The organism is uncultured Pontibacter sp., from assembly GCF_947499215.1.
In the GTDB taxonomy this organism is placed as follows: Bacteria; Bacteroidota; Bacteroidia; order Cytophagales; family Hymenobacteraceae; genus Pontibacter.
This window is the reverse complement of record NZ_CANMNI010000001.1, coordinates 236,014-249,827: the sequence shown is the minus strand read 5'-3', so window position 1 is coordinate 249,827 and position 13,814 is coordinate 236,014. Positions and strand designations below refer to the sequence as shown.

At 49.7% G+C, this 13,814-nt stretch carries 10 protein-coding genes; 3 read left to right on the top strand and 7 right to left on the bottom strand.

What is annotated here, in order from left to right:
• Positions 1–43: 43 nt before the first annotated feature.
• The 4 genes from Q1A04_RS01060 to egtB form a co-directional block, all read right to left on the bottom strand.
• Positions 44–556: a DUF922 domain-containing protein gene (locus Q1A04_RS01060; protein WP_299699991.1), complete on the bottom strand. Its 513-nt coding sequence runs from the start codon at positions 554–556 to the stop codon at positions 44–46.
• Between the two features lie 140 nt (positions 557–696).
• Entirely contained in the window at positions 697–2,037 is a 1,341-nt protein-coding gene (locus Q1A04_RS01055; RefSeq protein WP_299699988.1) for an MATE family efflux transporter, read from the bottom strand.
• A gap of 202 nt (positions 2,038–2,239) precedes the next feature.
• A complete protein-coding gene (gene egtD, locus Q1A04_RS01050) occupies positions 2,240–3,247 on the bottom strand; it encodes an L-histidine N(alpha)-methyltransferase (protein ID WP_299699985.1) in 1,008 nt (335 codons plus the stop codon).
• A 4-nt stretch (positions 3,248–3,251) separates the two neighbouring features.
• On the bottom strand, positions 3,252–4,517 hold the full coding sequence (gene egtB / locus Q1A04_RS01045; RefSeq protein WP_299699982.1) for an ergothioneine biosynthesis protein EgtB: 1,266 nt from the start codon (positions 4,515–4,517) through the stop codon (positions 3,252–3,254).
• A gap of 154 nt (positions 4,518–4,671) precedes the next feature.
• On the opposite strand from egtB, the gene Q1A04_RS01040 reads away from it, so the two are divergent.
• Positions 4,672–5,748 carry an o-succinylbenzoate synthase gene (locus tag Q1A04_RS01040; protein ID WP_299699979.1) on the top strand — a complete coding sequence of 359 codons (1,077 nt, stop codon included), beginning with the start codon at positions 4,672–4,674 and terminating at the stop codon, positions 5,746–5,748.
• 88 nt (positions 5,749–5,836) lie between these two features.
• On the opposite strand, the gene Q1A04_RS01035 is transcribed toward Q1A04_RS01040, so the two are convergent.
• From Q1A04_RS01035 to topA, 3 genes are all read right to left on the bottom strand, one after another.
• Complete coding sequence (locus Q1A04_RS01035) at positions 5,837–8,614, bottom strand: outer membrane beta-barrel protein (RefSeq protein ID WP_299699976.1); 2,778 nt, start codon at positions 8,612–8,614, stop codon at positions 5,837–5,839.
• Positions 8,615–8,916: 302 nt separating this feature from the next.
• The gene (locus Q1A04_RS01030) at positions 8,917–9,615 is read right to left on the bottom strand and encodes an NAD-dependent deacylase (RefSeq protein WP_299699973.1); all 699 of its coding nucleotides are present in this window, start codon (positions 9,613–9,615) and stop codon (positions 8,917–8,919) included.
• A gap of 159 nt (positions 9,616–9,774) precedes the next feature.
• Complete coding sequence (gene topA / locus Q1A04_RS01025) at positions 9,775–12,207, bottom strand: type I DNA topoisomerase (protein WP_299699970.1); 2,433 nt, start codon at positions 12,205–12,207, stop codon at positions 9,775–9,777.
• 167 nt (positions 12,208–12,374) lie between these two features.
• Between topA and Q1A04_RS01020 the strand changes: the two genes are divergently transcribed.
• Both Q1A04_RS01020 and Q1A04_RS01015 read left to right on the top strand, forming a co-directional pair.
• On the top strand, positions 12,375–12,866 hold the full coding sequence (locus Q1A04_RS01020; RefSeq protein ID WP_299699967.1) for a histidine phosphatase family protein: 492 nt from the start codon (positions 12,375–12,377) through the stop codon (positions 12,864–12,866).
• A gap of 89 nt (positions 12,867–12,955) precedes the next feature.
• Positions 12,956–13,702 carry a ParA family protein gene (locus Q1A04_RS01015; protein WP_299699965.1) on the top strand — a complete coding sequence of 249 codons (747 nt, stop codon included), beginning with the start codon at positions 12,956–12,958 and terminating at the stop codon, positions 13,700–13,702.
• Positions 13,703–13,814: the final 112 nt, after the last annotated feature.

The window sequence follows — 13,814 nt, the reverse complement described above, 5'->3', positions numbered from 1 at the left end:
CCTGAATCATCTTTAGGCAGGCGTTTTTTATTAGTGTAGAGGTTTATTTCCAAGCATCTAATTCCTTTAGGCGCTGTGCGATGCTCTCAGTCCACTGCTGCTGTGTTTCGGCTTCCAAACCGTGTCTGGACAATTTGTCGAACTGACTCTGTTCCGCCTTCCAAGCCTTGAAGGCTTCACCCACTGTTGTATTGAGATTGGTTTTCAGGTTAGAGCAGGAGTTTCCCAAGGTATTGAGCTGTTTGCGTAACAGGCGGGCATGCACTTCTGTTAGGTCAAAATGCAGTTGCTCGTGAGCCAACAGCTTCTCAGACCGCTTATTCTTAGACCAAGACTCCCCCGGCAGGAACACGCATTTTACCTCGTAATAGAATTTGTTGTCTTTGCAGCGGGCATCCACCGCAAGGTTAGCGGCTGTCAAGGCATGATGCGGATTGTCGGACTCTGGCGTAGCCCTGAAATCCTCCCAATTTAATTTCCGGGTGGATGACCATGCCACATGCTCATTGCTGGCAGCGACAGGAGGGGCGGGAACATAGACGACAGACGGTGACATACCGGCTGGGGTAGGATGGGGCAGTAAAAGCCCAACCAACAGGCTCAAAAATAGAGTGAAGATAAACATCGGCTAAAAGTTTAAAAGTCTCTACAGGCGGAACATAGGCTTTTTAAAATAGGTGCCCATTTTGCATTATTTTATTTGTCTAATCTATAGCTTAGCATTTTGAAGCGCCAAAATAGTAATATAGCGGCAACGGAAAGACCCACGAGTAGGCCGGTCCATACTCCGTTCGCACCAAATCCGGCTTTAAAACAAAGTATATACCCTACTGGTAGACCAATCACCCAATAGGCTATCAAAGAGATAAGCCCGGGAATCCGCACATCTTCCAATCCTCGCAGAGCACCAAGCCCCACTACCTGCACACCATCCGAAATCTGAAACAGTGCTGCTATGATGAGTAGGGTCGAGGCCAATTCGATAACTATTGGATCATCAATGTAAAGTGAAGGTATAAAATTTTTGCCAGCGATCATAAGCAATCCGCTGACCATCATAAAAATAGTGCCCATCGCAAAACTGCTGATACCTGCCATACGCATGGACCTGAAATTCCGAAGCCCCTTCTGATTTCCCACCCGGATGGTCGCCGCCGCTGCAATGCCGCTGGCCATCATGTAGGTAACGGAGGCCACATTGATGGCAATCTGGTGCGCAGCCAGCTCGCGGGCTCCGAGCCAACCAATCATGATGGCAGAAAAGCTGAAAGCTCCCATTTCAAACACCATTTGCCCCGAAATAGGCAGTCCTAGGCGAAAGATATGATACATGTGCACAAAGGAGAGGTAGCGGAAAGTCAGGAAGCGGTGGAAGGCTGCAAAGCGTTTTGCGTAAAGGACGTAACCACCCATCATCAGGGCCATGATAATGCGGGAAATAAGCGTGGCCCATCCGGCACCAACAAGACCCATTGGCTCAAATCCCAGTTTACCGAATATCAGAATGTAGTTGAGGACGATGTTTAGCGCATTGGCCACGATGGAGATGTACATAGCCTGCTTGGTGAGCGAAAGCCCCTCGGCAAACTGACGGAAGGCCTGAAACACCATGAGCGGCACCATGGAAAGGAACAGAATGTTCATATAGGGAATCGCCTGCCGCACCACTTCCTCGGGTTGGTTGAGCCATGTAATGTAGGGAGAGAGAAAATAGCCCGCTATGAAAAGCACTATGCCCAGCAGTAAATTAGAGAACAGTCCGTTGAGCAGAAGCAGCGAAATGCGGGTATAGTTTCGGCGACCGTCCGCCGCGGCAATTAAGGGCGTAATGCTGTAAGACACCCCCAAGCCGAAGACGAGCGTGATGGTAAAGATACTGTTGCCCAGCGAAGCCGCTGCCAAGGGAATGGTCCCGATCTGGCCGACCATCAGGCTGTCGAACACGCTGACCATTATATGCCCCAACTGGCTCAGCACAACCGGATACGCTAAATGGAAATTTTTTCGGAAGTGCTCTCTGTATTCTTCTGATCTCATACCGGCTTATTGGAAAGGCATGCAAAATTAGCTAATTTTTTGCCTTTCCTTCACCCGCTTCTGCTTTTATTCCTTTTCAGAAGGTTTCCCTTTGAGCACTTTCACAATGCCCTTAGCCGGGAAGGGAAGCAATAATAGCGCGACTGTGATCAGAATTGTTTTTGATTTCATGATAAGATTGCTCAGCAGCATGTGATTCTTCTTAATGGACCTTTAATAACACATCCGCAAATAAGCCCTGCTCATCTTGGTAGACTTGTGCTGTCTCAAAACCACACTGGTCTGCCATTTCTTGCACGAGGTCAATGGTATACTTATGGGAGTTTTCGGTATGGACGGCTTCCCAAGCGGAGAAGGTATAGCGCTGGCCGGTCGCCTCTAAGTATACCGTTTGATCTTGCTGACTGACTAAAAAGCTTTTCATAACGCCCCCCTGCGGATCATATAGGGCAAAATGTTGGAAGTTGGCCACAACAAAGTCACCGCCCAACTCGCGGTTGATGCGATTGAGCAGGTTTAGATTAAAAGCGGATGTTACCCCCGCTTCGTCGCGGTAGGCAGCCAGAATGGTGTCCGGGTCCTTGCGCAAATCAACGCCCAGCAAGAGCAAATCGCCGGGGCTAAGGCAAGCCCTTATCTGCTTTAGAAATTCAAGACTATCCTCTCGCTCAAAGTTGCCAATGTTAGAGCCTAGGAAAAGCACGACTTTGCGTTCTGTTTTATTCGCCTGCAGCCACTGTAGCGCTTGAATGTATTCGCCTACTACGGCCTGCGCGTCCAAATCGGGCATTTCTGTGTGCAGTTTCTCTGTCAACTCCTGCATGGCTGACCCTGAGATGTCGATGGGGACATAGTCGAAGCTGCAATGCTGCTTTTGTAACTCATGCAGCAGCAGCTTGGTCTTGAGCGCATCTCCGGCACCTAAGTCTATCAGATGAAAAAAGCCGCCTTTGGCAAAGGCAGATGCCATACCTGACTTCTGTGAGTTGATCAAACTATACTCCGAACGGGTAAGGTAATACTCGGGCAATTCCATAATCTGCTGAAAAAGCCTGCTACCTTCCGCGTCGTAGAAATAGCGTGACGGAAGGCTTTTCGGGAGCTGAGAAAGTCCCGTATGCACGTCGTTGGCAAAGGCAGCAGTATCTTGGCTGCCGTCAGTTTTGCGGCTCAGGTCAATCAAAGAAGTCTGTGTTGTGTTTAGTAGCATAGTTTTATTGGGCTAGTCGGATTCCAGTGAACTGCCAGCGTTTGTCTGGGTGAAAGAAGTTGCGGTAAGTGGTGCGGATATGGTTCTGAGGTGTGGCACAGGACCCTCCCCGCAGTACCATTTGGTTGATCATAAATTTGCCGTTATACTCTCCCAGAGCTCCGGGTGCCGTCGAAAAGCCCGGGTAGGGGTGGTAGGCGCTGTAAGTCCATTCCCAAGCATCGCCGTACAGTTGCTGCATGCCGATGGCTTTAGTAGCGGCTGTAGGCTCGTACCTACCTGAATCTTGGAAATTACCTTGGCTTGGCGGGTATACCTGTGCCGCCGCTTCCCATTCAAACTCAGTTAAAAGGCGCTTGCCAGCCCAATAGGCATAGGCCTGCGCTTCATAGAAACTGATGTGGGAGACTGGTTTGTTTAGATCAAGTTTCTCCAATCCGTGCAGGGTATACTGCATCCAGTCGCCATCCTGCTCCAGCCAGTAGAGTGGTGCTTTTAGGTTGGATGCACGTACCAACGCTAGGCCCTCGTCGAGCCAAAACCGGAAATCAGTATACCCGCCGCCCTTTACGAATTCTAAATACTCCCCATTGGTCACCAAGCGGTTCATGATGCTAAAGTCGGCCAGCAGCACCTCATGCACGCCGAGCTCGTTGTCAAAGCAGAAGTCTTCTCCTTTGTAACCAATTTGGTAGATACCCCCCGGTACCTCTAGAAATTCAGCAGTAGGTATAGCAGTAGATGTTGTCTTATCGTGCAGATGCTGGTAAGCTGGCAAGAGTGGGTTAGTGCTTAGAATATACTTTATGTCGGTAATGAGCAACTCCTGATGCTGTTGCTCATGCTGTAAGCCCAATTCCAGAACAGGCATTAACTCCGACAACTTTTCTTCATCCAGCGTATGGAGCAGCTGCTCGATGTGCTCGTTTACGTGTTCTCTAAAGGAGTAAACATCCCGAAGAGGCGGGCGCGTGAGTGTGCTTCGTTCGGCCCGCTGTACCCGGTTTCCCACGCTGTTGTAGTATGAATTGAACAGAAAACTGTAGTTCGGATGAAATACTTTGTAGTTCTTTAGGTAGGGTTGCAGCACAAACTGCTCAAAAAACCACGTCGTATGCGCCATGTGCCATTTGGGCGGACTCACATCCACCATGGGCTGTACTACCGTATCTTCGGGTTCAAGCGGCTGGCATATTTTTTCAGTTTGGGCTCTAGTCAGAGCAAATCGCTGGGCAACTGCCTGTATTTGTGAAGCTTCAAGAACTGACATAGGCTTTTAGGGGTAGGAAACAGATTTAGAAAAAGTCATGTGTAAAGCAGGAAACAAAGCTTTATACGCTTCTGAACTGTCGTAATAACTCTATTTCTACGTACTTTGTTTTCAGAAAGTCAATTATACCACCGATTCAAAGCCCTAATTGTTTATGCCACTCCGTCTCTCACTTATACCGCACCAGCTGCAGTTCAAATTCGATGCCCGCACCTCCCGTGGGGCTATGACCACGCATCAGGTATATTATCTGGTGCTGTCTGAGAGTGTTGATCCTGCTATTAGAGGGATAGGAGAATGTGCTCCCTTAGCCGGTCTGAGCATTGACGCCATACCTGCGCTTCTGCCAAAACTTAATGAAGTAATCGATTGGATTAATCAATCTGAAATGGGTATGACTGACTTGAAGGCTGAGCTCGAATCTGATGCCCTAGAAGATTTTCCTTCGATCCGGTTTGCTTTGGAGACTGCTGTATTGGATTTAAAGCAGGGAGGTATGCGGAAGCTATACGATAATACTTTCAGTCGAGGAGAGCAGGGTATACCTATCAATGGATTGATCTGGATGGGCGACAAGGCTTTTATGCAAGAGCAGATCCGCAAAAAACTGGGGGAGGGCTATACCTGTCTGAAGCTTAAAATCGGTAGTCTTGACTTTGCAACCGAATTGGATTTGCTCAAGCAAATTCGCGAGGTAGCCGGCCCTGAAGAGCTGACCATCCGAGTTGATGCCAACGGAGCCTTTGCACCGGACGGGGCTTTTCGCAAGCTGGAACGACTGTCGAGGTATAGCCTGCACTCCATTGAGCAACCGATAAAACAGGGGCAACTTGAACACATGCAACAACTTTGCGCCTATACACCTATACCGATCGCGCTCGACGAAGAGTTGATTGGTGTGAAGGAGTCTGCACGTCAGATGGAGCTGTTAGATTTTATTAAGCCGCAATACATTATTCTCAAACCGACACTGGTAGGAGGGCTGCAGGCGAGCGCTGACTGGATCGACTTGGCGGAGAAACGTAAGATCGGCTGGTGGATGACCTCGGCGCTGGAGTCCAACATCGGGCTTAATGCAATCAGCCAGTTTACGGCTAACTATGAGGTCAGCATGCCGCAGGGACTCGGCACCGGACAGCTCTACCACAACAACATCGCTTCACCACTTGAGATCAGGGAAGGGCGGCTTTGGTATAGTGGGGCGGTGTGGGGAAATCTGCCGCAGATATAAGCAGATTCCCTATTATTCCTCTTGCACAGTCTAACAAAAAAGGCCTGCAATTGCTGCAGGCCTTTTTTGTTAGTTGGCTTTTCTGAGTTTAGTGGCTTCCGCGGTACATTCCCGGACCACGTCGTTCCATGTTCTCATCTGGTGCCGCGCCTTTAAAGCTGCGGATATTATAAGAGAAGGTAAGCATGAAGAAGCGCTGCAGCACGGATGACTGTACGTCCTCCACATAAGACTCCGTGATATTGCGACGAATGCTCACGTTCTGGTTCATCAGGTCGTTCACGCTAAAGCTAATCTCTCCCTGCTTGTCTTTGAAGATTTTCTTGCCCAAGCTCATGTTCCAAAGCAGGAAGCTGTTGTCTACTCCAGCAGAAAGACCTGAGTTGTACTGGTGGTTGAGCTCCGTGCGGTAGACCAAGTCTTTCCACAGAATCCAATTGTATCGCACACTCGTGTTCTGGTTGAAGAAGTTGTTGTTCTGCGTCGTGCGCAGGGTGTTCGACACAATATTGTAACTTGAGAAGGTAGACACGGTAAAGTCAATTTTCTCGCTGATATTGCTGCTGATGTTAAAGCCGGCACCTAGGTTTGTGTTGTTGGCGTAGTTGATTTGGTTATCAATCTTACCCGGTATTCTGGAATAACCCACCGAGCCGTTCACATTGAAGTTAGAACTAATGAAGTTAAGCGGCTGTCCGTAGTTGAAGAAAGAGCGCACGTTGTAGTAACCATCCATGTTCTCAGGGCGGCTCAGGCGGGCACCCGGACGCAGCTCATAGCCTTCTGCTATACCTTCAGGCACGTTTGTCGTATACACACTGTTGGCCACGTAATTGTTGGTCATGGTACCGAACATACCGATAAAGAACACTCGATTGGTTTCAGCATTGAAGTTACGGTAGCGCATGATCAAACGGGTTTGGTAGTCCTGATCCAATTCATCATTACCGATACGCGCCTGCAGTGGATTAGAGATATCGAGTACCTCCTGCAGCTGCTCCACAGAAGGCACATTGGTACTAGTTCTCAGGTTTAGCGTCAGGTTCTGTGATTTAGAGAACTTGTACTCGTACTCTGCAGAAGGCAGGAAGTTGCTGAACTTGCGCTCCAGCGGATCCAAATTAACTGGGAACTGGCTGTCGCTGTTGAGTGTGGCGTACTGGTAGCGGGCATTGAGCTGGAGTCTGGCGTTGTCGTTGCGGTACTGATAGCTGGGGCCCACGTTCTGAGACAGGTAATCACTCTTGAACGTGCTGCTCAGCGGTGTATTGAAGCTGGTATAATCACCGGCCGTTTCTACATAGTCGTAGGTTCTGCGGTCGGAGTCACGCATTTGGTTGCCGATGCTGTACTCTAGCTGCCAACGTGAATTTTCGCCCAGTTTCTGAGAGTAGTTGGTGCTGCCTGACCAGCTGAAATTCGCGCGGTCCAGACGAATGTACTGGTCGCGCAGTACGTTGCGGTCAGGGTTTTCAAAGTTCTGTGTTTCCTCAAACTGGTAACCGTCCCCATCCACGTTGTTGATGCTGGTGTTGAAGTTCGTAGTCAGGATGCGGCCAGTGTTTCCAAAACGCTTTGAGTAAAGGATGTTATTGTTGAAGCTGAAGTTCGTGTTATCAGAAGATGCGCGGTTAAGTGACTCGGACAGGGTTCCTTCCAAATCAAAGGTCCGGGCGTTTCTGCCTGTGAAGTTATCATCCTGTTGCAATCTTAGGCTTGGCGTTACAAGCAGGCGATTGTTTTCATTGATGTTGTACTGCAGGCGCATGTTCAAACGGTGACCATCTTCAATGTCACGGTTGTTGGCGTCTTCAGTATACTGCAGACCGGCATCATCCGATACGAAATCACGGAAACGGTATTGGTTGTTCACGATGTCACGGTTGGTGTAGTTGTAGTTAGCGCTCACGTCGACTTTCTTGCCCCACTTGTCTTGGTAGTTAACGCCGAAGTTGTTGGTATTGATGATACCGATAGGAGAGCCACCGCCCCAACCGCCTCTGCGACCACGCATACCGCCACCCGGTGTTTCACCAACCGAGAAATCGAACATGTTGATGTTATTTGTCAGGCCCGTTACCGTTATTCTTCTGTCGTTGTTGAAGTAATTGATGGCAGCACCCGCCATGTAACGGTCGTCGGTGCCATAACCTGCTGAGATCTTGCCGGTATAGCCTTGTCGGCGGTCTTTGCGTGTAATGAAGTTGATAGTCTTAAGGCGGTTGCCATCTTCGAACCCACTGAAAGCTGCCTGATCGCTCTGAGCATCAAAGATCTGTACGTTCTCGATCATGTCTGAGGAGATGTTTCGCATGGCGCTGGTGACATCATCACCTGTAAAGCGTTTACCGTCGATCATCACTTGGCGCACTTCTTCGCCCTGTGCCTGAATACGGCCATCCTGTACCTGCACGCCCGGCATTTTAGTGACCAGATCTTCTGCACTCGCATCCGGTGCCGTTTTAAAGGCCTTGGCATTGAATTGGGAGGTGTCACCTTTCATTTCGCCAAGCGGAGCGCGGCCGATTACCTGTACCTCGCTCAGGCGAGTATTCTGTTCCTGCATACCCAGTACGCCCAAGTTTACGGGCGCTTGTTCTACTTGTACTGTTCTGGTCAGCATGTCGAAGCCAAGAAAGCGCACTTCTAGGGTATAGCTGCCAGAGGTTACTTTTTCAAATCGGAATTCACCATTCCCGTTTGTCATGGTGGAGAGCACCGCATCACTTGCTGCCCGTTTAAGCACGACACTGGCGCCCGGAAGGCCGCTTTTGTCTGAGGCACTCTGCACGGTTCCCGTCACTGCCTGTGCGTAAACCTGTGCGACGCTGATCAACATGATCAGCAAAGAGAATAATTTTCTCATCAGAATGTAGAATTGAGTAGTAGTGTTGGTATATAAAGTATAAGGTACTAAAGCGTATGGATCGCCATTAGAGAAGCAGAGCTTCCCTGATGGTACCTTTAGAATAGAAAAGGCGGGCTAAGGTTTAAACACTTATTGGAAATATTTTCAGAATAAGATAAACGGGTAGGATATCTCTATGAAAGCTGTTTGTGGGCAGACGAAGCTACACTGTGAAGCGGTTGTTTGGTTTTCCTAGGGACAGGTATAGCCGCTACATGTTGACCCGTGTCAATTTTAGGTATAAGGCGTGTGCGTTCGGACTATTGATGCTTCTCACGCAACAATTCAGCTACTTTTACCATACCAGTGCTGGCCTTTTCTTCAAACAGGTGCAGATTTTGTCTTGGTCGCATGTAGGGGAGGTTAGGGTCCACGACCATAATGGGGGCCTCATCCGGCACAAGGTCTACAAGGCCGGCGGCTGGGTATACAACTAGCGAGGTGCCGACCACAAGAAAAATATCGGCTTGGAGGGTTTCTTCCATGGCCTGCTCCATCACCGGTACAGGTTCTCCAAACCACACGATATTAGGACGAAGCTGTGAGCCTCTCTCGCATTTATCGCCAAGGTTAAGCTCCCAACTTTCCATTTTGTAGATAAGTCTAGGATCGAGGGTGCTTCGGCTTTCAAATAGCTTGCCGTGCAGGTGTATTACATTGGAAGAGCCGGCCCGCTCATGCAGGTCGTCTACGTTTTGGGTAATGATGCGCACGTCGAATTCTTTTTCCAGATCGGCCAGCGCTTCGTGTCCGGCGTTAGGTTTCACACTGTGCGCGTTCTTGCGGCGCTGGTTGTAAAAGTCGAGCACCAGCTCCGGGTTCTTACGCCAGCCCTGTGGGGAAGCGACTTCCATCACATCGTGTCCTTCCCAAAGACCGTTGGCGTCCCGGAAGGTCGCAATGCCGCTCTCCGCGCTTATACCTGCACCCGTGAGCACCACAAGTCTTTTCTTTGCCATACCGACTTCATGTTGTTTGTTCTATTTTACTGCGAGCGCTCATACTAGGTTTAAACAGCTACTGACAGACAGTAATAAATTTATACCTATACCTAGTACCAGCTATACCTGCAGGTATAAAGCAAAGAAGCCGCTCGGTGAGGAGCGGCTTCTTCTTATTTACTTCTTCTTCGGAGCGGCTGCCTTTTTCGCAGCCGGCTTTTTGGCGGCAGGTTTCTTGGCAGCGGCCTTTTTAGCGGCCGGTTTCTTTTCAGCCGCCGGTGCCTCCGCTTTTTTCTTGAATCCACCGCGGCCTTTCTTCTCCGGTGTCTGTTCGGCGAGGTCAAGGCACTCTTGCAGGGTAAGCTCAGTCGGTTCTTTGCCTTTCGGAATTTTCACATTCTTCTTGCCCGCCACAATGTAGGGTCCGTAGCGGCCATTGAGTACCTGAACGTCCGGGTTCTCCGGGAATGACTTGATGAGTTTTTCCGCATCGGCTTTGCGCTTGGCCTCGATCAGGGCAATGGCCTCTTCTGCCGTTACTGTCATCGGGTCCATTGTCTTTGGCAGCGAGTAGAACTTGCTTGCATGGCTGATGTAAGGTCCAAAACGCCCGATAGCCGCCTTCATTTCTTTTTCCTCATACACACCCACAATGCGTGGCAGCTTGAACAGGTCCAATGCATCTTCCAGTGTTAGACTCTCAATGAACTGTCCTTTACGTAGGCTGGCATATACTGGCTTCTCACCGGTTTCCGTGTTTTCTTCGCCGAGCTGCACGTAAGGACCGAAACGACCCAGCTTGGCAAGGATCTTCTGACCAGAAATAGGGTCGGTGCCTACCTCGCGGGCACCCGAAACGTCGGCACGGTTGATGTTTTCGCTATTCTCGATGCGCTTGTGGAATTTCTCATAGAAGTTCTCCAGCATCTGTTCCCATTCCTGTTGACCGTGCGCAATCTCATCGAACTCAGCTTCCACGCGGGCGGTGAACGAGTAGTCGATCACATTCGGGAAGTGCTCCACCAAGAAGTCATTCACGACCATGGCCGTGTCAGTCGGGAACAGCTTGCTCTTCTCGGCACCTGTTATTTCCGTTTTGGTCTGAGCTGAAATCTGGTCGCCCTTTAAGGTTAGCACTTGGAACTTACGCTCCTTGCCCTCACGACTGTCTTTCTCCACGTAACCACGCTTCTGCACCGTCGAGATGGTAGGAGCGTAGGTAGACGGACGGCCGATGCCCATTTCCTCGAGTTTCTTCACAAGACTGGCTTCCGTATATCTTGGGGCAGGGCGGGAGTAGCGCTGCGTCGCCTGCATTTGGCGCAAGCCAAGCGACTGGCCAATATTCAAAGGTGGCAGCATGCCTTTTACATCCTCATCACCACCTTCTTCGTCGTCCTTGGACTCAATGTATACCTTCAGAAAACCTTCAAATTTGATCACCTCACCGGTAGCTACAAGCTTCTCCGGTTGCGTGGAGATATCGATGGTGGCCGTTGTCTTTTCAATTTCAGCATCCGCCATCTGCGAGGCGATGGCACGCTTCCAGATCAGCTCATACAGGCGCTGTTCGTTGCGATCGCTACTCGCGGTCAGCTGTGTAAAGTCAGTCGGGCGGATGGCTTCGTGCGCTTCCTGTGCGCCAGATGACTTGGTCTTGAAGCGGCGGGTCTTCACGTATCTCTCTCCGAAAGAGTTGGTAATGGCGTTCGATGCTCCTTGTATTGCCTCGTCCGACAAATTGAGGGAGTCGGTACGCATGTAGGAGATTTTACCGGCCTCGTACAGGCGCTGCGCCACGGTCATGGTCTGGGCCACAGAAAAATACAGCTTGCGGCTGGCCTCTTGCTGCAGGGTTGAGGTGGTAAAGGGAGGGGCGGGACTGCGCTTGAGCGGCTTGGTCTCGAGATTGCCAATGGTATAGGTGGCTCCGATACAGCGCTGCAAAAAGGCCTGCGCCTCTTCTTCGGTCTTAAACTTAGCAGGCAATTCAGCCTCCAGCGTTTTGCCCTGCACATCAAACTGAGCAGTGATGCGGAAGGTCGCCTCGGCTTTGAATTTTTCTATTTCACGCTCGCGCTCCACCACGAGGCGCACAGCCACGGACTGCACGCGTCCAGCCGAAAGACCTGTTTTGATCTTCTTCCAGAGTACAGGTGACAACTCAAAACCTACGAGGCGGTCGAGTACACGGCGGGCCTGCTGGGCGTTCACGAGGTCCATGTCGATGCCACGCGGTGAGCTGATGGCATTGAGGATAGCGTTCTTCGTGATTTCGCGGAAAACGATGCGACGTGTCTTGGCTACATTTAGATTGAGGGCTTCGGTCAGGTGCCATGAAATGGCTTCACCCTCCCGGTCGTCGTCCGATGCGAGCCACACGGTCTCCGCTTCCTTGGCAAGTTTTTTTAACTGGGACACCACTTCCTTCTTGTCGCTCGAGATGACGTAGGTCGGCTTGAACTTATTTTTGATGTCAATGGCGTTGTTGTCTTTAGGCAGGTCCCGCACATGGCCGAAACTCGATTTCACTATAAAATCTTTTCCTAGATATCCTTCTATCGTTTTGGCCTTGGCTGGCGACTCGACTATGACTAAGTTTTTTATCATCCTTTATATTTAGGGGCGATTCGTTAGAATTTTGCCCAAAGTTCAAATTTTTTTTCAAACAAATACAACCTGAAATTGATAACATAGGTTTAACATGCCATCTATGTTTGGGAGAACAGGCTGATTTTAATACCTTAAGTTACTATACGGACCTCTTTTTTATTTATATGCAACGATTATTAGTCATCTGCCGCCATGCGGAGTCAAATGATCCTTTTCCGCTCCAACCTGATTTTGAACGGGAGCTAACAAAAAACGGCCAACATCAGGCCCGCGTCACGGGGCAGTGGCTACGCGACACCTTTCATCAAATGGACACCGTTTTGAGTAGTCCGGCTCCCCGTGCGAACCTGACCGCCAAGCTGTTTGCCAACAAGCTCTATTTCGACGAAGAGGAGATCACTTACCTGCCTGAGCTCTACAATGCCCGTGAGAGTGTACTGGCTAATGCCTTAGGAAAAGTGCCCGACACCTCAAAGCATGTGCTCTTGGTAGGGCATAACCCGGGTATAACGAGTTTGGTTCGCACGCTCACCGGGCAGCATGTCGGCTATCTGGATCCTGCAGGTGCTTTCGCCATTAAACTCGAGTTGGAAAGTTGGCAGGACATTCATATCAATATCGGTAAATTGGACCAGTTTTTTGCCGCGCCTCACTAGTCAGCCCGCCTTTGGTCTTATTTAATGGAAAAATTTTGATAACTTTATAGACTCAATAGACTCGCACCCTTTTCTATCGCCGAATACGGATGAAAACTAAAATAGTAGCCGTCATCAACCAAAAAGGCGGCACAGGCAAAACTACCACCACCATCAATCTGGGCAGCGCCCTTAGCAAAATGGGGTATAAGGTGCTTTTGTTGGACCTTGACCCGCAAAGCAATCTTTCTTACTCACTTGCTGTTTCTTCTCAGGACCATACGCTGGCGGAGGCTTTTCTAGGCTCTAAAAGTATGCAGGAAATAATCGTTGAGAAAGACGGCCTTTGGGTGGCACCGGGATCCAATGAACTTGTGGATGTGGAAATATCGCTCGTCACACAGCCTGAACGGGAAAAGTTTCTGAAGACCATGCTCGCACAGGCGAAAGGTTTTGATTATGTGCTGATTGACTGCCCGCCCTCGCTTTCCGTCCTAACACTGAACGCCCTGACTGCCGCGCACGAGGTGCTTATACCTTTGCAGATGGAGGTACTCACGCTACAGGGGCTAGACCAGATCATGAACACCATTGCAAAAGTAAGAAAGGCGTTCAACCCGAAACTTAAAATCAAGGGTATCGTAGTGGTCATGTTTGATGTGCGGCGCAAGCTTAGTCTGGAGGTACTCGATTACCTGCGAGAAAACGTGCAGGAGAAGATTTTTGACAATCACATACGACTTAATGTCAAATTGGCCGAGGCGCCTTCTTTTGGAAGGAGCGTGCTGGATTACGATACTTCCTCCAACGGTGCCAAAGATTACAAGGCATTGGCCGAGGAGTTTCATGCTAGCTAAGCTATAGCTTGCATACTTTGACTGAAATTGATTAAATTGCCGTTATATTCCCTTTGTTCTGTTCAGCCGGCCGCGCTATTTCGATGCTGACGATGGACTGAACAAAAAGCAA